The organism is Rhizobium sp. BK491, from assembly GCF_014194925.1.
GTDB lineage: Bacteria > Pseudomonadota > Alphaproteobacteria > Rhizobiales > Rhizobiaceae > Rhizobium.
On record NZ_JACIAR010000004.1, the window covers coordinates 411,706 to 435,200 of the forward strand.

A 23,495-nucleotide genomic window follows, 5' to 3' on the forward strand; every position below is an offset into this window, starting at 1 on the left:
TCAAACAGCCTTTGGCGCGATGAATTGCAGGCCCGCCTGCAGGTGGCGGTTCATGTGATAGGCGTAGGCGATTCGATCCCGTTGTTCCAACGCTTCGATGATGGCGCGATGCTCGTGATAGGCGCTGTCGACAGCCTCGCGTGAGCGTTTGCCCGCTTCCATGAGCCGCTGCAACAATGGCTGTAGAATGCCATAGACTTGTGACAAGGTCTGATTGCCGGCGAAGCCGACAAGGGCGGCATGAAACTTATAGTCAAGTTCCGCACCCTCGGCCAATGTCGATGCAGCCTTCATCGCGTCGTTGATGGAGCGCAGCCTTTTGATTGCGGTTTCATCGAGCGCGTCGAATAGGAGATCGCTGAGATTGACCTCGATAAGGCGACGAAATCCCTGGATATCGAGAAAGCTTTCTGCCGAGATGTCGATGGCGAAAGAGAAAAGCTCCATCAGCGCCTGCTGGCGGCGATCCGTAATCACCGCGCCGACCTTCTGGCGGCTTTCGACAATGCCATAGGCCTTCAGGATGCGGATCGCTTCGCGCACCGTATTGCGGCTGGCATTGAACATGGAAGCGAGCTCGGCTTCTGAGGGCAGAGCGTCTCCGAGACCGAGATTGCGCTCGCGCATCAGCCGTCGCAGCGCGTCGACCACCTGATCGACCGCCGAACCCCTATCCTCGATATCAGCGATATCTGCCACCATCTCTCCTCCGCTATCGGACCATATTGTTGGTCAATAAGAGGTGTCAACCGTCGTACGACAGTAGACATTTTGCTTTTCAAGGATATTTTGACCGACAAATGGAGGAGACTTCATATGGAAAGCTGCTGGCGTTGGTTCGGCCCGAAGGATCTCGTTCCGCTCTTGCATGCGCGCCAGGCAGGCGCGACGGGCATCGTCACGGCGCTGCATGAAGTCTCGCATTCGCGCGTCTGGATGCCGACCGAAATCGAAGCGCGAAAGGCGCTGGTCGAGGCGGCGGGGCTGCGCTGGAGCGTGTGTGAATCGATCCCCGTTCCGAGCGCGATCAAGCTCGGCGGGGCAGGGGCGAAAACTGCGATCGGTGTCTGGAAGGACAGCCTCGTTAATCTCGCCCGCTCCGGCATCAAAACCATCTGCTACAATTTCATGCCTGTCGTTGACTGGACGCGCACGGATCTGCGCTTCGAGATGCCGACCACCGCGCTCGCATTGCGTTTCGACATGGTGGAGTTCGTTGCCTATGACGTCTTCGTCCTGCGCAGGAAGGATGCGGAACGAACCTATGCCCCGGACCTGCTGCGGCGCGCCGAGGAGCGGCTGAAGGGGCTCTCGCCGGAGGCCGTGCAACGGCTGGAGAATAACATCATCGCGGGCCTTCCCGGCGGCGAGGACAGCTATGGCCGTGACGCCATCCGCTCGGCCATCGCCCTCTTCGACGGCATGACGGCCGAGGATCTCCAGGCCAATCTAGAAGCCTTCTTACAGGAAGTCGTGCCGGTGGCCGCGGAACTCGGCGCCCGTCTCGCCATTCATCCCGACGATCCGCCGATTTCGCTCTTCGGCCTGCCGCGCGTCGTCTCAACGGCAGCGGATCTGCGCCGCATCCTCGGCAATGTCGATCATGCCGCCAATGGTTTGACGCTCTGCGTCGGTTCTCTCGGCTCTCGTGCCGACAATGATGTGCTGGCGATCGCCCGCGAATTTGCCTCCCGCATCAATTTCGCGCATCTGCGCGACGTTGCGATCGAAGAGGATGGCTCCTTCGTGGAGGCTTCGCATCTGGAGGGGCGCAGCGATATGTATGCCATTCTGCGCACATTGCTCACGGAGGAGGCGCGGCGCCGCAAAGAAGGCCGGGAGGATCATGTGATCCCGATGCGGCCGGACCACGGACATCTGATCGGCGATGATATCGATAAGCCGACCAATCCCGGCTATTCCCTCATCGGCCGCCTGAAAGGTCTTGGCGAGCTGCACGGCGTCATCCATGCGATCGACAAGGCGGGGCTTTGAACCTCACGGCATTTGCGGTCCCATATCGATGAAACGGGACGAAGGGAATAAAGCCTGTCGTTGCATATTCGATAGGCTTTTGCCTAAAGTTTAATCTCGTTACTATTTTGATTTTATTTAGTTTTTTCGTCTATCAATATCCAATTCGCTAATCTTCAAACTCGAATTGGCAAGGTCGACCTTCCTATGAATTCCGTTTGGCCCGACGCCCCGAACGACGATTTTCGGTCGCTTTTCAAGACACATCCGTCGCCGATGTGGGTCTATGATCCGCAGACGTTGAAGTTTCTGATCGTCAACGATGCGGCCCGCGACCTCTATGGCTATGGCGACGCGGATTTCGCGGTCATGACCGTGCTCGATATCAGGCCATCTATGGAGCGCGAGCGGATGCTGGATGCCGTGCACCACCGCACCGACATCGAGACGGCGCAGCGCTGGACGCATCTGAAGGCGGATGGCGATACATTCGAGGTTCTGACCTATGGGCGGGAGATCCGCTTCGACGGCAAGATAGCAATCCTGGCGATCGTGCAGGACCGTACCGAGGTTAATGCGGCACGGCGGCAGGTCGATGCCACCCAGTCGCTGCTCGACAGCATCGTCGACAATCTCCCCGTCGGCGTCTTCGTCAAGGATATGGAGCGGGACGGCCGTTATATTCTCTTCAATGAGGCATGCGGCGCTATCGCTGGGCACGCAGCACAAGATGTGATCGGCAAGTCGGATCGGGCGATATTCTCCGATGAACAGACGGCGCTTTTCCGGGAGCAGGACAAGCTTGCCTTCGAAACCGCCGAAACCGTCTACTTCGAGGAAACCATTCACACTGTGGATGGCATGTTGCGTATTCTGAAGACAGCGAAGCGGGCGCTTCCCGCCCCGTCAGGGCAAGCGCCGCGCTATGTTCTCGGCATTTCCCAGGATGTGACCGAGGAGCGCAGCGTCGAGGCGCGGCTTGCGCATCTTGCCATGCATGATTCCCTGACCGGCCTTCCGAACAGAGCGTTCTTTTCCGAGAGCATCGTACGGCAGGTGGCGGCTGCGAGGCTGGAAAAGCCAATCGCGCTGCTCTACATCGATGTCGATCATTTCAAGCATATCAACGACAGCAAGGGCCATGCCGCCGGTGACATGCTCCTGCGCCAGGTTGCCGAACGCCTCCAGCAGCTTGCCGAGAGGAGCGATCTGGTCGCGCGCCTGGGCGGCGACGAGTTCGCGCTGGTTTTGCGGATGACGGATGCTGGGCGAGCCCGGCGCTTCGCCGATCTGCTGTTGCAATCGCTCTCGGCACCCTTCGATCTCGATGGCGTCCGGGAACACGTGACCTGCAGCATCGGTATTGCCATGGCGCCGGAGCACGGCAACGATGCTGATGTGCTGATGCGGGACGCAGATCTGGCGCTCTATGCCGCCAAGGCAAGTGGCCGCTCAACCTATCGCTTCTACCAGACGGAGATGCGGCTTGAAGCTGAACGGCGCCATCAGCTCACGCTGGAGCTTCGTGAGGCGTTGCAGAACGACGAATTCGAGCTCCATTACCAGCCGATCATCCGGCTGGACGGAGACGCTCTTTCCGGCTTCGAAGCTCTGATCCGCTGGCGCCATCCCAAGCGGGGGCTCATCGCGCCGGCGGAATTCATCCCCGTCGCCGAGGAAACGGGGATGATCGTTCCGATCGGAGACTGGGTGCTGCGGGAAGCTTGCCGGACCGCCATGGCGTGGCCGGAACATCTGAAAGTGGCCATCAACCTGTCCGTCTATCAGTTCCGGCATGCGAGCCTGCTGGCCACGGTCGTCTCGGCGTTGAGCGAAACAGGTCTCTGCCCCGGACGCCTGGAGATCGAGGTCACGGAATCCATCCTGCTTTCCGAGGTCGAGCAAAGCCTGTCGCTGCTGCGTGCCCTCAAAGAGCTTGGCATTCGCATCGCGATCGACGATTTCGGCACGGGCTATTCCTCGCTCAGCTACCTGCGTTCCTTCTCTTTCGACAAGATCAAGCTCGACCGCAGTTTCGTCGCTGGCATGGATGCCGATCCCGGCAATCTTGCCATCGTGCGGGCCGTTGTCGGTATTGCCTCCGGCTTCAATGCGGTGACCTTGGCCGAAGGCATCGAGACGGAGGCGCAATTGGCGAAATTGCGGGCCGAAGGCTATCACGAAGTGCAGGGTTTCCTGCTCGGGCGACCAATGTCACGCGAGGATGCCCTGGCGCGAATTCTAAGCGAAGCCCGCCCCGCCCGGCTTATGCGCGCCTGAATGCCAGCGCATGGATGACCGCCGAGGTCTGGAACGGGCGCGCGAGAATAATCGAAAAAATTCGGCGCCGGTTGTCGGGAAGGATGATCGGCCAACGTCCTTGGAACAGCCCATTGAAAGGGCACGACACCTAGAACCGTTCCCAAGGAGACGAACATGACCGATGCAGCAGATCAGACGCAGTCCCAGCAGCCACGCGTGCCGGTTCGCGGCGGCGTCGTAGCCTATCTGACCGTCGACGGCGCTGTGAAGGCCGCCGAATTCTACAAGCGCGCTTTCGGTGCCGAACAGGCCTTCATGTATCCGGTCGATGAAAAGGGCCGGACCATGCACATCCATCTCTATATCAACGGCAGTTCGGTCATGCTCGGCGACGCTTTTCCGGAATATGGCCATGCGCTGGAAAAGCCGCAGTCCTTCACGATGCAGCTCGTCGTCGATGACCTCGATTTCTGGTGGCAGCGTGCCGTCGATGCCGGCGCCGAAGTGGTCGTCGAGCCGCAGGTGATGTTCTGGGGCGATCGTTGGGGCCAGCTCCGCGACCCGTTCGGCGTCGCCTGGGCAATGAATGCGCCTGTCAATAACTGACACTATCTCAATCGCGGCTAACGGAATGCCCTCGGTGCGGATAGCGCCGAGGGCACCTCTTTTGTCCGGCTGCGAAGACGTTATTCGGCTAGCAATGCCTGCGTCAGCGGATGTTCGGCCTCCATCAGGCCATCCAGAATTGAATAGTGATGCTTGTCGGGCTCCACCACCACCTCAGTGGCAGCGCCAAGTCCTGTCCAGATATTGGCAAGCAGCGCATTCTGGCGGACGAATTCGGCGCGTTCGGCACCTCCAACCCAGCAGGTGAGGCGGACGGTTTCGACCGGCTCCAGAAGCGCCGGGCTTTCGGCCTTTGTCTCGGCATCATCGATGCGAAGCTGCTCGTTCATGCTGCGCCTCATGATCGGCCGCAGGTCGTGAAGGCCGGAAATGGCAAGCACATGCCGAATGCGCTCCCGGATAGCCTCGTTGAGTGGCGATGTCGTCGTCATCATGCGCGCAACGAGCTGACCGCCGGCCGAGTGGCCCGTCAGGATGATGGGGCCGCTGACGAGTTCGGCCGCTGCCGTGATCGCGGCTGAAATCTCCTTGCCGATCCCGGCGATGCGATTTTCCGGGCAAAGCGTGTAGGACGGGATCGCGACCGCGTATCCTCTGGCAATCGAGCCGGCCGCCAGGTGCGACCAGTAGCTTTTGTCCAGTTGCAGCCAGTAACCGCCATGGACAAAGACCACCAATCCCTGCGGTCGGCCTTCGGGCAGAAAGAGATCGAAGCGATTGCGCTCCGCAGGACCATAGGCCAGATCGAGTTTTGCGCGTCCCGCGGTTGTTAGCCTGTCGCGGAAAGACTTAGCCGGCTCGACCCAGGCGGCCGGCCATTGATCGCCGTCGACGATATAAGCGCCGTTGGTATAGGCGGCGTCCCAATCGGTGACCCGGAAATAGCTCATGTTCAGCTTCCTCTCTCCAGCTAACGGCGCCTGTAGATCAGGTCACGGCCGCGCGCACCGCAAAACGCGCGTCCTTCCATGATCCGCTGCTCAGGATTTCCTCGAGCACCGTCACAGCACGCCATACGTCGCGATATGAGACGTAGAGCGGCGTGAAGCCGAAGCGCAATGTCGACGGGGCGCGGAAGTCGCCGACGACGCCGCGCTCGATCAGCGCCTGCATGACTTCATAGGCGTTGCTATGGATGAAGGACACCTGACTGCCGCGCTTCTCGCTGTCGCGCGTCGTCTCGAGCTCGACACCATATTGGCCGCATTTGGTTTCGACCAAGCGGATGAAGAGATCGGTCAGCGCTATGCTCTTCCGGCGCAAGGCTTCCATGTCCACCTCGTCCCAGATGGAGAGCGCCCCTTTCAGAGCCCGAAGCGACAGGATTGGCTGGGTGCCGCAGAGGAAACGCTTGATGCCGGCATCGCCGTCGAAGCTCTGTTCGAAGGCAAAGGGGCGAGCGTGGCTCCACCAGCCGCTGAGCGGCTGAACGATCGATGCGTGATGACGCTTCGCCGCATAGATGAAGGCCGGCGCCCCCGGGCCGCCATTCAGATATTTGTAAGTGCAGCCGACGGCAAAATCGGCATTCGCACCGTCGAGATCGACCGGCAGAGCGCCGGCGCTGTGGCACAGATCCCAGATGACGAGCGCACCCGCCGCCTGGATGCGCTTCGTCAGCGCCACCATGTCGCGCAGCTCGCCGCTCTTGTAGTTGACGTGATTGACGAGCACGACGGCGACGCTGTCGTCGATCAGCTCCTCGATGGTGCTGGCATCACGGCCCTCAAGGCGGAGCGTGATGCCGGGGCGCGTCGAAAGGACGCCTTCGGCCATGTAGATATCGGTCGGGAAACTGTCGCCCTCTGCCACGATCACGTTGCGGCCTGGTCGCATTGCGAGCGCCGCATGAAGCGTTTTGTAGATATTGATCGAGGTGGAGTCGGTGACCACGGTCTGGCCTTCGGCGGCGCCGATCAGCCGGCCGACGCGGTCGCCGAGCTCCAGCGGCAGATGAAACCACCCGGCGCTGTTCCAGCTGCGGATCAGGCCGTTGCCCCATTCCTCCATGGCGGCCTGACGCACTTCGGCAAAGACCTCGTGCGAGGCTGCACCGAGCGAATTGCCGTCGAGATAGATGACGCCGGCGGGCAGGGCGAAGCGGCTGCGGAATACGCGCAGCGGGTCGGCCTCGTCCATGGCCTCGACGGCGGCGAGATCGGGAAGGCTATCCATGATGTCGTTGCCTCGTAATCTATTCGCGAATGGTTTCTCGGGCGGCAGCTCCGCCGCGGCTGCGGCGGATGCTCGGCAGCGCCAGCATGATCAGCACGAACAGGCCGGTTGCGAGCTTCAGGTTCGGCGGCGGCATGCCGGCGGCAAGGCACAGCGACACCAGCTGATAATAGATGATGGAGCCGACGAAGGGCGCCAGTAGCTGACGCAACACGGTCTGCTTGCCGGTAAAGGCTTCGCCGATCATGAGCGCGGCAAGACCGTTGATCAGGATGCCGATACCCATGTTGACGTCGGCAAAGCCCTGCGACTGGACCATCAACGCACCGCTTGCGGCTGAAAAGGCGCTGGCGATGCCGACGCCGCCGATGGTGGCCGCCCAGACATTGATGCCCTGCGCCTCGGCCATGTCGGGATTGGAGCCAACGGCACGCATGGCTGTGCCCTTTTCCGTCTTGAAATAGAGATTGAGGGCGATCAACACGATAATGGCCAGCAGGCCGGCGATGACGATCTTGCTCGCGGGAAAGCCCGGCGTCGTGAAGGGTACCCAGTCGAACACAGTCGGCGAGCCGAAGACGGAGAGGTTCGATTTGCCCATGATGCCGAGATTGACGCTATAAAGCATCGTCGACATCAGGATGCCGGCGAGCAGCGTATGAATGCGGAAGCGCAGGTGAATGAAGGCCGTGCAGCAGCCGGCGGCAAGGCCGACGACGAAGGCGACGGCAATAGCAAGGGGCGGTGCGACGCCGGCGGCAAGCAGAATGCCGCAGACGCAGCCGCCGAGCGGAAACGCGCCTTCACTGGTCAGATCCGGAAAGCTCAGCATCCGGAACGGGATCATGATGCCGAGGACGACGAAGCTCAGGATGAAGCTCTGGGCCAGCGTGACCGGGATGAGCGAGACGAAGCTCGAAACGGTTGTCTGAATGAAGTCCATCATGATCTCAGCTCACCAGCAGCATGCGGTCGGTCTTGACGGCAAAGTGGCCGATCAGCTCGGGTACCGTGATGCGTCGCTTGCCATCCCCGGTAATTTCGAGATGGACGCGGCCGGCATCGAGCATGATGATGCTGTCGCCGAAATCGACGGCGTGCTGCATGTTGTGCGTCACCATCAATGTCGTCAGCTTGAGCGCCTCGACCGTGCGCACCGTTGCCTGCATGACGATATCGGCGGTGCGCGGATCGAGTGCTGCCGTATGTTCATCCAGCAAAAGCACGTCGGGCGAACCGCCGACTGCCATGATGAGGGATAGCGATTGGCGCTGGCCGCCCGAAAGCAGCTCGACCTTGGTATCCAGCCGGTTTTCGAGGCCGAGACCAAGCACGGCCAGGCGCTCCTTGTAGGCGGCGAGGCGGGCCGCATTCAGGCCGGGACGAAATCCTCTGCTCTTGCCGCGCAGTTCCGCGAGAAGCATGTTCTCGCCGACCGTCATGCTGGCAGCGGTGCCCTTCATCGGGTCCTGGAACACGCGGGCAAGCCGCGCGGCGCGCTTGTGGACCGGCATGCCGGTGACGTCGTTGCCGTTGATGAGGATCTGACCGGAATCGAGGCTGAGAGCGCCCGAAATCGCATTCAGCATGCTGCTCTTGCCGGCGCCGTTCGAGCCGATCACGACGCCGAATTCGCCTGTCTTGAGGGAGAGCGTCAGGCCATTGAGCGCGACCTTCTCGTCGGGCTGGCCTTTATAGAAAACCTTGCGCGCGGATTTGATATCCAGCATCCGTGCCTCCCCTGCGGTATAGGGTTATGAAATGGCGGCATCCCTGACGCCGCCATGGAAAGGAATTATGCAGTAGAGGATGCCGCCTATTACTTCGTGAAGCAATTGCAATCGGCAAGCGAAGCCGGAACCTCGGCACCGAAGGCTTTCAACACGGTCTTGTTTATCAGCGGCGCGTGGTCCTTATAAGCTGGGACGGAGGGCTTGATCGTCTTCGGATCGGCACCCTTCAAGATTTGCGCGGCGATCTTGCCGGCGTTTTCGCCAACCTGCTCGTAGTTGACGGCAAAGCTTGCCGGAACGACGCCGTTGCGAACAGCCGCGTCGTCGGAGTTGACGATCGGGATCTGTGCCTGGCGGGCGGCGGCGGCAACGGCGGGGATTGCCGGCTGCAACAGATTGGAAGCGGGCGTGTAGATGACATCCGCCTTGCCGGCGAGCGATGCGATGCGCTGCTGGATGTCATTGACATTGTCGACGCCGACGGGAACCACTTCGAAGCCGGCTGCCGGAGCGGCCGCCTTGACCTTGTCGAGCAGCGCCACGTCGTTGGCTTCGCCTGGATTGTAGGGAATGCCGATACGCTTGGCATTCGGAAGCAGCTTCTTGGTAAAGGTCAGGATCGCGGAGATGTCCTGCAGATCGCTTGAGCCGGTGATGCCGACGTCGCCTGCGTCCCAGGACGGCACGAGCTTGGCGGCGACGGGATCGGTGACCGCAGTAAAGACGATCGGAATGCCGGAGCCGGCGAGCGCCTTCTTGGCGATCTGCGACACCGGCGTCGTGACCGTGTATATCAGCTTCGGATGTTCGGACTGCAGCTTGGCGATCATTTGCGGAACGAGCGAGGCGTCGAAGCTCGTATTGCTCTCGGAGTAGACGACATCCTTGCCTTCGACGAAGCCGTTGTCGGCGAGTGCCTTCTTGAAGCCGGCGATCGAAGCATTGAGCTGCGGATGTTCGCCGAAATTGGCGATTGCGATCTTGATCGGTTCGGCCGATGCCGTCGCAACACTGGCAACGAACGCGCCGGCAACGACGAGGCCGGAGAGCCATTTAGATGTAGATCTCAGCATATTTTCCTCCCGGATAGACAAGGAGCCGTGTTCCATCGGCTCTCTTGACGAGGGATCATAGCGACTGCCGCAAGACTGTCAATTTACGATATATGATATTCACGATAGAGAGGTTTTATATATAATTTTGGCAGCAGATGATTTTATATATAATCCGAGCCTGAGGGGACTGGGACGAGGATCATGCAAGACACGGATGCCCTAAGCAAGACGGAGGCGGCTTACTGGCTGTTGCGGCGCGACATCCTCAATACTAGGTTAAGGCCGGGTGCCTCGCTAAGGTTGAGCATGCTTCGGGACACCTACGGCGTCGGCTGGACGCCGCTGCGCGAGGCGCTGTCGCGGCTGGAAGCTGAAAAGCTGGTTACCGCCGTCAGCAATCGCGGCTTTGCGGTCGCCCCCGTATCGCGCGCCGAACTGGAGGATCTGACGCGGGCACGTATGATCGTGGAGCTGCCGCTTTTCATGGAATCGATCGAGAAGGGCGGGCCGGATTGGGAATCGGCTGTTGTGACGGCGCATTACCGTCTGTCACGCTGCAAGATCGTGCTCGGGGCCTCCTCCGACGAAATGGCGGACGAATGGGACGAGAAGCACAATGCCTTTCATGCAGCACTTGTCAGTGCTGCGACATCGAACTGGCTTCAGCGCTTCCGGTCCACCATCGCGGATCAGCTTCGCCGCCACCATCGTTTTCTCGGTCTGGCACCGACGCAGCGCGCGGCCGCCGGCCTCTCCATCGGCTACGAACAAGCTGCCGCCGCCCTGCAGGACGCCATGGCGATCGAGCATCATACGGCCCTGATGGACGCCGCCCTCGACCGCGATATCGAGCGTGCACGCGCTCTGATGACCGAGCATATCGGCTATACGCTGCAGGTTTATATCCGCTCGGAGGATAAAGACGGGTAACTCCACTATATCAAATTCCACTAAATAGCGCTACTATATCAATTGGTTAGCTTGACACGTTCGCCGATTGGGCGCTACCAATATCCTGCGGTTTTCGGCCGCGGTGGTATCCTGTTCAAAGTCTTGGAGGGCGCTAAATGGGCAGGCGCAGCGTCGTGCTTTTCACCAAGCGCATCGTTGACGCGGCTCGACCCGATCATGAACGCTACCACGTTTGGGATAGCGAGCTTTCCGGCTTCGGTCTTCGCATCGTTCCCACCGGCGTCAAGATATTCATCGGTGATGCGAGGTTAAAGGTAGCTGAAGCCCTTGGCTGATAATCGGCAGCCATGATCCAAGCCAGTGTCAGTTATAAGCGTCATCGTTTTCCGCCCGCTGTGATTGGCCATGCAGTCTGGCTATACGCGCGATTTCCGCTGAGCCTGCGGCTGGTGGAAGAGATGCTGCTGGAGCGCGGCATCGTCGTTTCTTATGACGCGGTTTGATGCTGGGCGAGAAAGTTCGGCCCGGACTATGCCGGCCGTTTCCGGCGGAAATCGCCGAGCGCCAGCGATGTGTGGTATCTCGACGAAGTGGTCGTGACGATTGGCGGGAGGAAGTACTGGCTCTGGCGCGCCGTCGATCAGGATGGCTACGATCTCGACGAGCTCGTCCGGAGCCGGAGCAATACCAAGGCGACCAAGCGTCTCCTGATCCGGTTGATGAAGAAGCAGGGATGCCTGCCGAAGGGCATCGTTGCGGATAAGCTTCGCTCCTATGGAGCGGCGCGACGCCAGCTCATGCCGGCGGTCGAGCCCCGATCGCATAAGGGCCTGAACAATCGCGCGGAGAACTCGCATCTGCCATTGCGAAAACGAGAGCGGGTCATGCAAGGATTTCGATCGCCAGGCGGATTGCAGCGCTTCGTGTCCGTCTTCTCGGCGGTCGGAAATCTCTTCGTTCCGCCTCACTCGAAACACTCAGCCCTCGCCAGCCATCTGCATCGCCTCAGGGCTATTGCACATTGGAAGGCCGTTACCGGCGCTGCAGCCTGATCCAGGTATTTCGCAAAGGGACTATCTCGCGGATTTAACCTGGCTCACCGCGCGTTGGCCAAGGCGTGCGGTGAGACGCCTGCTTTGCTCAACAGGTTGCTTACCCGGTTACGTCGGTGAATAGGAGGAGCCGATTACCGGACGGACAAAGGGCGATATCTGACAGCCGCAGGCGAATATTGTCTTCCGTGTACTGAAGTTCAAAATCGTCGATCATTTGGCATCATGAATGAATAGTATCTAATTTCATAATTTAAAGAATAGGCGACAAAAGCGATAAGATTTGATAAACTTACGTTAGCCGGTTGCGGTTTGATTGTAGATAAAATTCGCCGGACGTCTTTGCAGCGCCAGCCGGTATGTGGTGCAGGAGGAGAGATGTTATGGTGGCATTTCACGTCATGGCCGGTGCGAGCGGCGAATTTGCGCGTCCGGAAGTGCGGAAGATAAGGATCGGGGATCTTATCGATGCGCTGAGATTGGGGTTTAATGATTTCAGAGAAAAGCCCTCACATTACGTTTTTCTCTGTCTTATATATCCGATCACAGGCGTTTTCCTGATCATGTGGAGCTCCGGCGCTAACCTGATGCCGTTGCTTTATCCCTTGATGTCCGGCTTTGCGCTGGTTGGCCCGATTGCGGCCCTTGGCCTTTATGAAATCAGTCGACGCCGTGAACAGGGACTGGATAGCTCATGGTATCACGCGCTGGAGGTCGGCCGCTCTCCGGCACTGCCATCGATCATTGCCGTGGGCTTTATGCTGTTCGCGCTTTTCATCGCTTGGTTATTTGTCGCGCAGCACATCTACACCCTGACCTTCGGCAACGCCGGTCTGACCTCGGTCTCCGGCTTCCTGCTAGATGTGTTGACCACGTCTCGAGGTCTCTCCCTTATATTTTGGGGAAACTTGGCCGGTTTCGTTTTCGCAATAATTGCGTTAGCGACGACTGTGGTGACCTTTCCGCTGCTGCTCGACCGGGATGTCGGCGCAACCGCAGCCATAAATGCGAGCATACGCGCCACGCTTGCCAATCCAGGACCTGTTGCGCTTTGGGGATTGATCGTCGCGGCGCTGCTCGTCGTCGGCACGATCCCGATTTTTGTCGGCCTTGCGGTCGTCATGCCCATCCTCGGGCATTCAACTTGGCACCTGTATCGGAAATTGATTACCGCCTATCCGAACCGCATGTCTTGAATTCACAAAGGAAACTTCCCCCGGATCATCTTCCAAGCCATTACGACCTATCCGATGGGAGTCGCGTCGTTTGGAATAGCGATGAAGAGAGTGAGGACTACCATGTCTTGGCGTTTTCTTCCGATCTGTCTGCTTCTTGCCATTGCCGCCCCGCTTGGCGCTCTCGCGCAGGAGGGCGATGCGACGGCAGGAGCTATTGTTTTCAAGAAATGCGCCATTTGCCATATAGTTGAAACGGACCAGAACAAGATCGGACCTTCGCTGAATGGCCTGTTCGGCAGAACGGCCGGAACACATCCGAATTTCGCGTATTCGCCGGCAATGCAGCAGGCAGGTAAAGACGGCCTCGTTTGGAGCGAGACGTCGCTCCGCGACTATTTGCACGATCCCAAAGTGAAGGTCAAAGGCACGAAAATGACCTTCATCGGGCTTAAGGACGATACCGAGATTACTAATCTGATCGCCTATCTGAAGCAATATTCCAAATAGCCAGATGCCAAGTGTGGACGAGTTGTCTTCTGCGTCGCCGGGTTGGATCGGCGAAATTCGGTTCCGCGATTTGACACAGCCGATCTGTTCGCGCGGCGTCTTTGGGCCCGACATGGTTTGCCAAGATTAACCGCTGTCGTCGCCACAATTGCCCGCCTGACCTCTTCATGAGATAATACTAAAACGTCTCGCGATGGGATTATTGAAATATTCGCGGCCGGGTCAGGGAGGCGACAATGGCTGTCGTCGTGGTTCTCGTTCTGCTGGTGGTGGGATCGATCACGTTCCATCTGCTGAGCCCTTGGTGGTGGACGCCGATAGCGTCGAACTGGAGCTACATCGACAATACGATGGTCATCACCTTCTGGATCACCGGCTTCGTTTTCGCGGCGGTGGTGTTGTTTATTGCTTATTGCATCCTCCGTTTCAGACATCGCCCCGGAAACCAAGCGGCATATCAACCGGAAAACAAGCGGTTGGAATGGTGGCTTGCCGGGGGAACCGCAATTGGCGTGGCTGCGATGCTCGCGCCGGGCCTGATCGTTTGGAAACAGTTCGTGACGGTCCCAGCCGATGCCAGCGCAGTCGAAGTCGTCGGGCAGCAATGGCAATGGAGTTTCCGGCTGCCGGGCGCGAACGGCCACCTCGGGCGAGCTGATACGCGCAACGTTACTGCGGACAACCCGCTCGGTTTGGACAAGAACGATCCCGCGGGAATGGACGATGTCATCATCCAGGGTGGCGAGTTGCACCTGCCCGTCGGAAAGCCGGTCAAATTGCTCCTGCGCTCGATCGACGTCATTCACGATTTCTACGTGCCGCAGTTCCGAGGCAAGATGGACATGATCCCGGGCACGGTCACCTACTACTGGTTCACGCCCACACGGACTGGAACATTTGAAGTTCTCTGCTCGGAACTTTGCGGCGTCGGCCATCCGCAGATGCGCGGCACGGTCGTCGTCGAAACCGAGGTCGCCTATCAAGCCTGGCTGCAGCAACAGCAGACTTTCTCGCAATCGCTGGCGTCGATGGAAAAGCCGGCGGTCAAGTAATGCCGCGCATGCTTGAAGGGAAAAGCTGTTTCGGAGGGAATAGGGAGGATGTGATATGGTCGATATTGGATCCGGCACCGAGCAGGTCATCCGGCCCGCTGAAGTCGAGGATGTGGAGCTTTATCACCCGAAAAGCTGGTGGACGAGATACGTCTTCAGTCAGGATGCCAAGATCATCGCCATTCAGTACGGGCTAACCGCCATCTCGATCGGCATGGTGGCGCTGGTGCTGTCCTGGTTGATGCGGCTGCAGCTCGGGTTCCCTGGCTATTTTTCTTTCATCGACTCAGAGCATTATTATCAGTTCATCACCATGCACGGCATGATCATGGTGATCTATCTGCTGACGGCTCTGTTCCTCGGCGGCTTCGGAAACTATCTGATCCCCTTGATGCTCGGTGCGCGTGATATGGTATTCCCCTATGCGAACATGCTGAGCTACTGGCTTTATCTGCTCGCGGTCATCGTGCTGGTCATCGGCTTTTTCGCGCCCGGCGGACCAACGGGTGCCGGCTGGACGCTATATCCGCCGCAGGCACTTCTATCTGGGACGCCAGGAGGGCGCGATTGGGGCATCATCTTGATGTTGTCATCGTTGATCCTGTTCATCATCGGCTTTACGATGGGTGGGCTCAACTATGTCGTCACGGTGCTGCAGGGTCGCGCCCGTGGCATGACGCTGATGCGAATGCCCTTGACGGTATGGGGTATATTCACCGCCACCGTCATGGCGCTGCTCGCCTTCCCTGCGCTCTTCGTCGCCGCCGTCATGATGCTGTTTGACCGCTTGCTCGGCACGAGTTTCTTCATGCCCGCTATCGTCGAGATGGGCGAACAGTTGAAGCAAGGGGGTGGCAGCCCTATCCTTTTCCAGCATCTATTCTGGTTCTTCGGTCACCCCGAAGTCTATATCGTCGCGCTTCCGGCCTTCGGTATCGTCTCGGACCTGATCAGCACGCATGCGCGCAAGAACATTTTCGGCTACCGGATGATGGTCTGGGCGATCGTCATCATCGCAGCGCTAAGCTTTGTCGTATGGGCACATCATATGTATGTCAGCGGCATGAACCCGAACTTCGGGTTCTTTTTCGCGACCACGACGTTGATTATCGCCATCCCGACCGCCATCAAGGTCTATAACTGGGTATTGACGCTTTGGCGCGGCAATATCCATCTGACATTGCCGATGCTGTTTGCCCTCGCCTTCATCGTCACATTCATCAATGGTGGGCTGACAGGTCTCTTTCTTGGCAATGTCGTCGTCGACGTACCGCTGTCCGATACCATGTTCGTCGTTGCCCATTTCCACATGGTGATGGGGGTAGCGCCGATCCTGGTGATCTTCGGTGCAATCCACCATTGGTATCCGAAAATCACGGGGCGCATGCTTAACGTGACGATGGGGCATATCCACTTCTGGATAACCTTTCTCGGCGCCTATGCAATCTTCTTCCCGATGCACTATCTCGGCCTGATGGGCGTTCCGCGCCGCTATTACGAGCTTGGCGAAACGGCTTTCATTCCGCCGTCGGCGCACACGCTGAACATGTTCATCACCGTTGCTGCGTTGATCGTGGGGGCTGCGCAGCTTGTGTTCCTGTTTAATCTCGCCTGGAGCCTTCGCTGGGGCAGGCAAGCGGGCGGCAATCCATGGCGCGCGACGACGTTGGAATGGCAGACACCGCAAACGCCGCCCGTTCATGGCAATTGGGGTAAGGAGTTGCCGATCGTCTACCGCTGGCCTTATGATTACAGTGTCCCCGGAGCAAGTCAGGACTTCCTGCCGCAGAACCAGCCGGCTTCGGGCGGATTGTCCGAAGGGGCATCGTCATGAGCGCCATTCTCATCTTCATGGCCGGCATCGCCGGCATCATCATCTGGTGGATGGCAGGGCAGCGGTTGACCTCGAAACCCTGGCTGGAAGCAGGGCCGGCGGGCGATGCGCCGGAGATGCGCGGATCACCGGCGACTGCGGCGAAAGTCGGTCTCGGCATCTTTCTTGCTGTCGTCGGCGCCTTGTTCACGCTCCTTGTCAGCGCCTATCTTATCCGTCTCAGCGGCTCCGACTGGTGGAGTATTCCAATCCCGCGCGTGCTTTGGGTCAATACCGCCACCCTTGCCGCCAGTAGCGTCGCGCTGCAATGCGCAAAAACCGAAGCCCGTCTTGACCGCGGCGACGTGCTGAACACGGCGCTTGCCGTGGCGTTCGTGTTGGCTGTCCTCTTTCTCGGCGGACAGGTTCTGGCGTGGCGGCAACTGGTGTCGGCAGGCTATGTGCTCGCGGACAACCCATCAAACAGCTTCTTCTATATGATTACAGGATTGCATGGCCTCCACATTCTGGGCGGACTTTTCGTGCTCGGACGGACGACAATCCGCGCCCGGACCAGCCGTGTGCGGGCAAAAGTCAGCCTGAGCGTGGATCTCTGCGCCATCTATTGGCATTTCATGCTCGTTGTCTGGCTGATCCTTTTTGCGCTCTTCGCGGGCTGGGCAAATAGTTTTGTCGATCTCTGCCGTCAATTGGTCACTTGAGGAGCTTCGATGATGACCGAATCCATAGAACGACCGGCAAACGATCCACTTCTGCAGCCCATGGGACTGCGCGGCGTGGCGGCTGATCTGTCGTCGGACCAGCGGGCGTTCAAAAACGTCTCCTGGGGCAAGGCGATGATGTGGATCTTCCTCCTGAGCGACACCTTCATCTTTGGCTGCTTTCTGCTGGCCTATATGACGGCGCGCATGTCGACCATCGTCCCCTGGCCTAATCCCAGCGAGGTTTTCGCCCTGACGATCGGAGGCACGCAAATTCCACTGATCCTGATCGCCATCATGACGTTCGTCCTCATCAGCAGCAGCGGCACGATGGCCATGGCCGTCAACTTCGGTTACCGCCACGATCGTCGCAAAACCGCCGCGCTGATGTTGGCGACGGCGGCCTTCGGAACGACATTCGTCGGAATGCAGGCATTCGAATGGACCAAACTGATCACGGAAGGGGTGCGGCCCTGGGGAAACCCGTGGGGTGCGGCGCAGTTCGGCTCATCCTTTTTCATGATCACGGGCTTTCACGGCACCCACGTCTCGATCGGGGTGCTTTTCCTTCTGATCATCGCACGCAAGGTGTGGCGAGGAGACTTCGACCAAGAAAGGCGTGGGTTCTTCACCAGCCGCAAAGGCAATTACGAGATCGTCGAGATCATGGGACTATACTGGCACTTCGTCGATCTGGTCTGGGTATTCATCTTTGCATTCTTCTATCTGTGGTGAGGATGGCATCATGGCGCAGGGACAAGCACATTCCGGACAGCAGCATCCAATAAAGCTTTACATGGTCGTCTGGGGACTGCTTTTCGTCCTCAGTACCTTCTCCTATCTCGTCGATTATCTCGGCATTCAGAGCTATCTCAGATGGTTCCTGATCCTTTTGTTCATGATCCTGAAAGCGGGTTTGATCGTTGCCATTTTCATGCATATGGCTTGGGAGCGGCTGGCATTGATCTACGCCATCTTGCTTCCCCCGGTCTTCGTGCTTGTCTTCACTGCTTTGATGGTGTCGGAATCGCACTACACGGTCCTCACCCGACTTGCCTTTTTGGGGCCTGGTCCGTAAGCTCTGGCACCATCCAGCCATCCCTGAAACAGGGCATCAAATGCTCGCCTTATGGCGGGCCGGGATTCTGCTTGAGCGCCTGATCGGCTGGCGCCGGTTTGCCGTTCTATTTTGCGTGAGCGCGATTGGCGGCTCGGCGGCATCGCTTCTGATCAACCCAGACAACATGCTCGGCGTCGGGGCATCGGGCGGGATTATCGGCCTGTTTGCGGCCGTCATCGTGGCAAACTTTCATTTTCCGTCGGGGCCGCTGCCTGAGGCCTTGCGGATAGGCGCGATACGGATCTCGTACTTCCATCCTGCCGCGCCGGCCAGACCGCCGGTGGCATGAATATCGATTATGCGGCTCATCTCGGCGGCGCAGTTGGGAGCGAGGAAGATGCGGTGGTCCCTCCCGCAGTGAGGCGCGGCATGCGAGTTCCGATAGATTTTAGAAGATCTAAAAGACCAACGATGAATTATTTCGGCAGAGTCACGCCTGAGATCTCCTCGCAGATTGCGATGAGGCGGTCTTGAAGCGCTGGATCATGAGCCTGCGGGTTCGCGGTTCGACGCTTCAGATGATAGAAGTATTCTCCCGTGACATCCGCTCTTGGGTCCTCACCGGCTGCCAACCAAGCCTGGGTCAGATGCGCCTGCGCCATGTCGTCGGGCGCGCCAGCGCCTCCCATCTTGGTTGGCACCCACCCCGGCTCTAGCGCATTCGAGAACACGTCCTTCCAGCGGCGCGCGACAGCAAAGGCAAGCATCGCGTCATGCAGCTTGCTTTCCGCGTAGGCCTCAGATCCATTCCACCGACGCTTTTTCCAGAGAATGTCGTTGAGGTTGGCGTCTGCATGATGGTGCATGCCGGAAGACAGGTAGACGAGCCGCTTGGGGCGGTCGATCAGTGCAGTAAAAATATAGGCTGACAGCGTATTGATGGCGAAGACATGCGGCAGGCCCTCGGTGGTGAGATGGTGGGCCTCCCGGTATCCGACAGCGGCGTTGTGGATGACCGCGTCGAACCGGCCAAGCGCGTTGACGCTCGCCGCGACTTCCTTTGCGCCCGCGACAGTCTCGAGATCGCCGATGACGACAGTTTCAGCCTGGGGCAGGGCGCGGCGGGCATCTTCGGCACGTGCGGTGTTTCGGGCATGCAGCACAACTTGATGACCTTGCTCGGCTAAAAGCCCAGCCGCCATGAGGCCAAGGCCGGTGGACGAACCGGTAACAAAGATGCGGGACATGACCAGCCTCCTTTATGTGAACGGCGAATTTCTCTCGCCGGAAATATTGAACGATGGTTAGGCTTTCGAAAAGCGGGCGGTGCGAACGAGCACAGCGCCAATGACAGCGCAGGTTGCGCCGAACAAGTAGACAGATGCATAACCAAATTCTGCTGCAATGGCACCGCTGACAGGGCCTGAGACGCCATAGGCGATGTCGAGAAAAGCCACGAAAGCGCCCATGGCACTGCCTCTGTTAGCAGGAGGCACCCGCTTCAAGGCTTCCACACCAAGAGCCGGAAAGATCAGGGCGCAACCGAGACCCGTAATCAGCGCGCCGGCAAGCGCCGCTGTCTCACTTGACGCTGTCCATATGATCAATTGGCCGGTTGCCTCGATCACCAAAGACCAGAGTGCGACGCGATACCCACTCACCTTGTCGGGCAGTGAGCCGAAGACAACCCGTACGAAGATGAAGCCGACACCGAATGCAGTCATCACGAATCCCGCATTGTCCCAGTGGCGGGCAGCGAAATAGAGTGATGCGAAAGCGGTCAGCCCGGAGAGACCCACACCCTGCAGCATCAGCCCGGCTCCTTCGCGCCAGATTTGACTGATCACCTTGTGGAAGGGCAGGCGAGGGCCGGGAGGGGTAGCATAAGGATGCTCGCGGAGGGCGATGACACCGGCGACCGCTGGCGCCAGAACGCACGCCATCATCGCGGTCTCCAGACCCCAGGCCCGATAAAGCCCCATACCGATCGGCGCGCCGATAGCCAGAGCCGCAAACATTGCGATGCCGGTCCAGGACATCGACATGCCTGCACGCTGCGGCCCTACTGAAGCAATTGACCATGAGACACAGCCGGTGACAAAGAGGCTCTCCCCCAGACCTGCGATCAGCCGGCCGACAAAGATAAGTGCAAGGCTGATATTAGGCGAAAGCACAGGCATAGCGGCTGCCAGATAGAGCGCGCCCGCGGTTGCGCTGATCGCAGCACCCCGCAATGCCGAATGCTTGCCGCCGTGGAGGTCGGTCAGGTGTCCCGCGTAGCCGCGGCTAAGTACAGTCGCCAGGAATTGAATGCCGATGACCACGCCAACGACGAGACTGTTGAAGTCGATCTTGTCGTGGATAAAGAGGGGGATAACCGGAAGCGGTAGCCCAACTGCGAGATAGCCACAGAAGAGCGCACCGATAATGCCGGGGGCGGGGCGGGAAAGGTATGTGGTGTCAGCCTTGGGTTCGGCCGCACCGTTGAAGAGAGATGCTGGCATGACAGCCTCCATTCTGGATAATGTGTGGGTGAAGGCCGCGGCCCTGAAGCGGCGGCTCCGGCTCAAGCCACTTTGGTCGGGATTGATGCGCCGATCTGGTCCAGGCGATGGCCGCTCTTTTCCAGCAGGTAGTCGCGTGAGGCAGTGACGTCCGCCGTCAATTTGATGAGATCGGTGCCGATAAGCTTTCCGCTTCGTTTGCGGATCTCACCTGCGACCATGACCGTGTCGATATCCGACCGCTCCACCGCCTGGACCACCGTACCGACGACATTGTTGACCGGTAGGACGGCGACACTGTCGGCGCGCACCATGATGATGTCGGCTTGCTTTCCGGGTGCCAGTGAACCGACCACACCGTCGAGCCCGGCGGCGCCGGCGCCGTTGACGGTTGCCGCCTCAAGGACGCGTTCGACAGTGATCGGCGACGGCACATTGTCTTCACCGCGGAACTTGCGATAGCGCATGGCCGATCGCTGCTGCGTGAAGAGGGCGTGCATCTCACCGAACATGTCGCTGCCGAATGCAGTGTCGAGGTCGATACCGATGGCCGGGGTTAGTCCATGATCGATGGCTTGTTGATAGGCAAAACTATCGTCATCGAAGCCGAACAGCGCATCCGAGCGCGGATTGATGGTGACGTTGACGCCCGCGTCAGCAAACAGACGCCACGTTTCTTGCGGGATTCGTGTGCAATGATTGAAGATGTTGTGTGGACCAAGCACGCCCTTCTCCGCGAATTCCGGTCCGAGCTTGGCCAAATCGCCGATGAACTCGGTCAGGATGCGCATGTCGAGGCTATGGGCCACTTTCCACCAGTCGAGATTGAGTTGGCCGAATAGCCCGACATGCACAAGGCTGCCGCCTTGGTTCCACTTGCCTGCCAGCCGTTTCAGATCCTCCGGCAAGTGCGCAGACGAGGCCTTCTTGTCCATAGCAGCACCCACCATGTGCAAGGCGCGGATGCCGCTGTCCCTGAGGGCATCGAGGGCTGCGTCGGTGTGCTCCGGGCTACGCGAGGAATGGCACGCGTCGATGACGGTCGTGATGCCAGCGTCGAGGCAGGCAAGCGCCGTGAGCCTGGTGCTGAGATACATATCGAGCGGACGATGATGGGCGCCCAGCCCTTCCGCGACGAAATCAATATAGGCAAACAGGTCGTCCACATTGGGCATCATGCGGCGCATGACGCCGAGCCACATGTGGTGATGGGCGTCGACCAAACCGGGCATGACGATACTGTTCGAAGCGTCTATGACAGCCGCATCATCCACGGCGATGTTCGCTCCGATGGCTGCTATTCTGTCGCCGTCGACAAGCAAATCGCCGATTCCAAAATGGGGAGCCTTCTTGTCCATCGTCAGGATGGTGCCCCCTTTGAAGAGGGTGCGGTGTTTAGGGTTACGCATGATTTGGTCCTTTCAAGATTCTAATCTGGCAGGACCGTTATCGCCCCGAGGCATCCTTGAATGAAGTGCGCTTATGTCAGATACTTCCTGACAAATAATCAGGAGTGATGATATGCCGTTCGATACGCGCATCCTGTCGGGGGTTAGCGTACTGGCCGCCGTCGTCGAGGGCGGCAGCTTCGTGAGAGCTGCCGAACTGATCGGCATCACCGATTCCGGCGTCAGTCGGGCAATCAGTCGCCTGGAAGGGCGCCTTGGGGTAAGGCTGCTCGATCGAACGACGCGCTCGGTGACGTTAACCGACGAGGGCCGGCGGTTTTACGAAGAGGTCAAGCCGCACCTCAATGCGATTGAAGATGCCGCACTGATCGCCTCCGGCTCGGCATCAGCGGTACGCGGTCGGCTTAAAGTGGACATCGATCCCTTCTTTCTGCCACTCGTTCTTGCAGGCCGCCTTGGTACCTTTTGCGAACGTCACCCGGACCTTTCGATCGAGTTCGTAACCAGAGAGCATGTCGGCGATCTTGTTGCCGAGGGGATCGACCTTGCAATCCGGTTCGGGCAGCCGCGTTTTGCCACTCTGATTGCGCGCAAACTGATAGAAGCGCCGATCCTGACTGTGGCCTCGCCTGGCTACCTGGAGCGCTACGGCCATCCAGAGCATCCCCGGGACCTTATCACTCATCGATGCCTGCAGTTTCTTGACCCCTATACCAGGAAGCCGTTCGAATGGGAATTCATCCGGAGAAGCGAGACCATCGATGTTTCGACGACAGGACCGCTGACGTTCACCGACCCGAAGACGATGCTCGATGAATGCCTCGCGGGAACCGGTATTGCTCAGGTGATCGGCTGGGGCATTAGGCAGGCATTGGCGAGAGGATCGCTGATTGATCTCTTTCCTGACTGGCATGGTGAGCGCTTCCCGCTTTTCGCTTTCCATCCAGCGCGCAAGCATCCACCAGCAAAGGTGCGCGCATTTGTCGATTTCTGCGTCGACATCGCTAACGAACTTGAGCATTAGGCAGATAGCCTATATCGCCAATCGGTTTCTGAACCTGAATACCAGGTGGAGGACTACCTCCTTTGGCAACTGATCGTCAAAATGCGGCTGTGCGCGAAAATCGCTTCCTCACACTCATCCTCATTCCATAATTAGGCAGCTACGTCAGCAGGCCACGGGTTCGAATCCCTTCAAGGCGAAACAATTTTATTCAATTGCTTAACGTTGGTGTTGCAGATTTTACACGCATATCTGAAAACGAGCGTGTGGGTCGCCCATATTCTTGCTACTTTTTGCTGTACTTTTTTAGAAATCTGCTATTGAGCGGATCAGGCCCATGATCGGCTACGCCACCCTGTGGTGAATCTTCCTGAATTTTGACCGACATGCCGATTGAGCAAGGTACGCCTTGCGCAAGCGAATGGCTTTGACTTTGGGTAATTTGTATGTCCCCCGC

General features: G+C 58.9%; 23 protein-coding genes and 1 pseudogene. 15 read left to right on the forward strand and 9 right to left on the reverse strand.

From position 1 onward, the window contains the following. Positions 1–702 (reverse strand): FCD domain-containing protein, encoded by a 702-nt coding sequence (locus FHX05_RS20235; protein ID WP_112608888.1) that lies wholly within the window; start codon positions 700–702, stop codon positions 1–3. 114 nt (positions 703–816) lie between these two features. On the opposite strand from FHX05_RS20235, the gene uxuA reads away from it, so the two are divergent. From uxuA to FHX05_RS20250, 3 genes are all read left to right on the forward strand, one after another. After that, complete coding sequence (uxuA, locus tag FHX05_RS20240) at positions 817–1,995, forward strand: mannonate dehydratase (RefSeq protein ID WP_183874079.1); 1,179 nt, start codon at positions 817–819, stop codon at positions 1,993–1,995. Positions 1,996–2,181: 186 nt separating this feature from the next. Further along, positions 2,182–4,254, forward strand: coding sequence for a bifunctional diguanylate cyclase/phosphodiesterase (locus FHX05_RS20245; protein ID WP_183874081.1), 2,073 nt, complete (start codon positions 2,182–2,184; stop codon positions 4,252–4,254). A 156-nt stretch (positions 4,255–4,410) separates the two neighbouring features. Beyond that, positions 4,411–4,842 (forward strand): glyoxalase/bleomycin resistance/extradiol dioxygenase family protein, encoded by a 432-nt coding sequence (locus FHX05_RS20250; protein WP_112335739.1) that lies wholly within the window; start codon positions 4,411–4,413, stop codon positions 4,840–4,842. A gap of 80 nt (positions 4,843–4,922) precedes the next feature. Here the strand turns inward: FHX05_RS20250 and FHX05_RS20255 are convergent, their stop codons facing one another. The 5 genes from FHX05_RS20255 to FHX05_RS20275 form a co-directional block, all read right to left on the reverse strand. Then, on the reverse strand, positions 4,923–5,753 hold the full coding sequence (locus FHX05_RS20255; RefSeq protein ID WP_183874083.1) for an alpha/beta hydrolase: 831 nt from the start codon (positions 5,751–5,753) through the stop codon (positions 4,923–4,925). A 37-nt stretch (positions 5,754–5,790) separates the two neighbouring features. After that, positions 5,791–7,038 (reverse strand): kynureninase, encoded by a 1,248-nt coding sequence (gene kynU, locus FHX05_RS20260; protein WP_183874084.1) that lies wholly within the window; start codon positions 7,036–7,038, stop codon positions 5,791–5,793. A 19-nt stretch (positions 7,039–7,057) separates the two neighbouring features. Then, positions 7,058–7,981: an ABC transporter permease gene (locus tag FHX05_RS20265; RefSeq protein ID WP_183874470.1), complete on the reverse strand. Its 924-nt coding sequence runs from the start codon at positions 7,979–7,981 to the stop codon at positions 7,058–7,060. A gap of 7 nt (positions 7,982–7,988) precedes the next feature. Then, a complete protein-coding gene (locus FHX05_RS20270) occupies positions 7,989–8,768 on the reverse strand; it encodes an ABC transporter ATP-binding protein (protein WP_112608902.1) in 780 nt (259 codons plus the stop codon). Positions 8,769–8,857: 89 nt separating this feature from the next. Then, on the reverse strand, positions 8,858–9,844 hold the full coding sequence (locus FHX05_RS20275) for an ABC transporter substrate-binding protein (RefSeq protein ID WP_112335734.1): 987 nt from the start codon (positions 9,842–9,844) through the stop codon (positions 8,858–8,860). A gap of 183 nt (positions 9,845–10,027) precedes the next feature. On the opposite strand from FHX05_RS20275, the gene FHX05_RS20280 reads away from it, so the two are divergent. The 11 genes and pseudogenes from FHX05_RS20280 to FHX05_RS30455 all read left to right on the forward strand — a co-directional run bounded on the left by FHX05_RS20280 (position 10,028) and on the right by FHX05_RS30455 (position 18,471). Beyond that, on the forward strand, positions 10,028–10,756 hold the full coding sequence (locus FHX05_RS20280) for a GntR family transcriptional regulator (RefSeq protein WP_183711656.1): 729 nt from the start codon (positions 10,028–10,030) through the stop codon (positions 10,754–10,756). 137 nt (positions 10,757–10,893) lie between these two features. Next, the gene (locus FHX05_RS20285) at positions 10,894–11,073 is read left to right on the forward strand and encodes a DUF4102 domain-containing protein (RefSeq protein ID WP_183874086.1); all 180 of its coding nucleotides are present in this window, start codon (positions 10,894–10,896) and stop codon (positions 11,071–11,073) included. Positions 11,074–11,085: 12 nt separating this feature from the next. Next, a pseudogene (locus tag FHX05_RS20290) lies at positions 11,086–11,790 on the forward strand (IS6 family transposase). 383 nt (positions 11,791–12,173) lie between these two features. Next, complete coding sequence (locus FHX05_RS20295; protein ID WP_112608908.1) at positions 12,174–12,986, forward strand: DUF2189 domain-containing protein; 813 nt, start codon at positions 12,174–12,176, stop codon at positions 12,984–12,986. Between the two features lie 102 nt (positions 12,987–13,088). Then, positions 13,089–13,475, forward strand: coding sequence for a cytochrome c family protein (locus tag FHX05_RS20300; protein WP_112608910.1), 387 nt, complete (start codon positions 13,089–13,091; stop codon positions 13,473–13,475). 236 nt (positions 13,476–13,711) lie between these two features. Continuing rightward, complete coding sequence (locus tag FHX05_RS20305; protein WP_112608912.1) at positions 13,712–14,527, forward strand: cytochrome c oxidase subunit II; 816 nt, start codon at positions 13,712–13,714, stop codon at positions 14,525–14,527. A gap of 55 nt (positions 14,528–14,582) precedes the next feature. Beyond that, entirely contained in the window at positions 14,583–16,361 is a 1,779-nt protein-coding gene (locus FHX05_RS20310; protein WP_112413021.1) for a cytochrome c oxidase subunit I, read from the forward strand. Then, the gene (locus tag FHX05_RS20315; protein ID WP_112608916.1) at positions 16,358–17,062 is read left to right on the forward strand and encodes a cytochrome c oxidase subunit 3; all 705 of its coding nucleotides are present in this window, start codon (positions 16,358–16,360) and stop codon (positions 17,060–17,062) included. The genes FHX05_RS20310 and FHX05_RS20315 overlap by 4 nt, the downstream gene beginning before the upstream one ends. 12 nt (positions 17,063–17,074) lie before the next feature. Then, on the forward strand, positions 17,075–17,797 hold the full coding sequence (locus FHX05_RS20320; protein WP_112339712.1) for a heme-copper oxidase subunit III family protein: 723 nt from the start codon (positions 17,075–17,077) through the stop codon (positions 17,795–17,797). Between the two features lie 10 nt (positions 17,798–17,807). Beyond that, a complete protein-coding gene (locus FHX05_RS20325) occupies positions 17,808–18,140 on the forward strand; it encodes a cytochrome C oxidase subunit IV family protein (protein ID WP_112339706.1) in 333 nt (110 codons plus the stop codon). Positions 18,141–18,180: 40 nt separating this feature from the next. Then, positions 18,181–18,471 carry a rhomboid family intramembrane serine protease gene (locus FHX05_RS30455; RefSeq protein ID WP_246699012.1) on the forward strand — a complete coding sequence of 97 codons (291 nt, stop codon included), beginning with the start codon at positions 18,181–18,183 and terminating at the stop codon, positions 18,469–18,471. A gap of 127 nt (positions 18,472–18,598) precedes the next feature. On the opposite strand, the gene FHX05_RS20335 is transcribed toward FHX05_RS30455, so the two are convergent. From FHX05_RS20335 to FHX05_RS20345, 3 genes are all read right to left on the reverse strand, one after another. Further along, positions 18,599–19,369 (reverse strand): SDR family NAD(P)-dependent oxidoreductase, encoded by a 771-nt coding sequence (locus FHX05_RS20335; RefSeq protein WP_112608918.1) that lies wholly within the window; start codon positions 19,367–19,369, stop codon positions 18,599–18,601. A 57-nt stretch (positions 19,370–19,426) separates the two neighbouring features. Further along, positions 19,427–20,626 carry an MFS transporter gene (locus tag FHX05_RS20340; protein WP_183874088.1) on the reverse strand — a complete coding sequence of 400 codons (1,200 nt, stop codon included), beginning with the start codon at positions 20,624–20,626 and terminating at the stop codon, positions 19,427–19,429. A gap of 62 nt (positions 20,627–20,688) precedes the next feature. Beyond that, complete coding sequence (locus tag FHX05_RS20345) at positions 20,689–22,035, reverse strand: amidohydrolase family protein (protein ID WP_183874090.1); 1,347 nt, start codon at positions 22,033–22,035, stop codon at positions 20,689–20,691. Between the two features lie 112 nt (positions 22,036–22,147). Between FHX05_RS20345 and FHX05_RS20350 the strand changes: the two genes are divergently transcribed. After that, positions 22,148–23,059, forward strand: a complete 912-nt coding sequence (locus tag FHX05_RS20350) for a LysR family transcriptional regulator (RefSeq protein WP_183874092.1) — start codon at positions 22,148–22,150, stop codon at positions 23,057–23,059. Positions 23,060–23,495 lie beyond the last annotated feature (436 nt).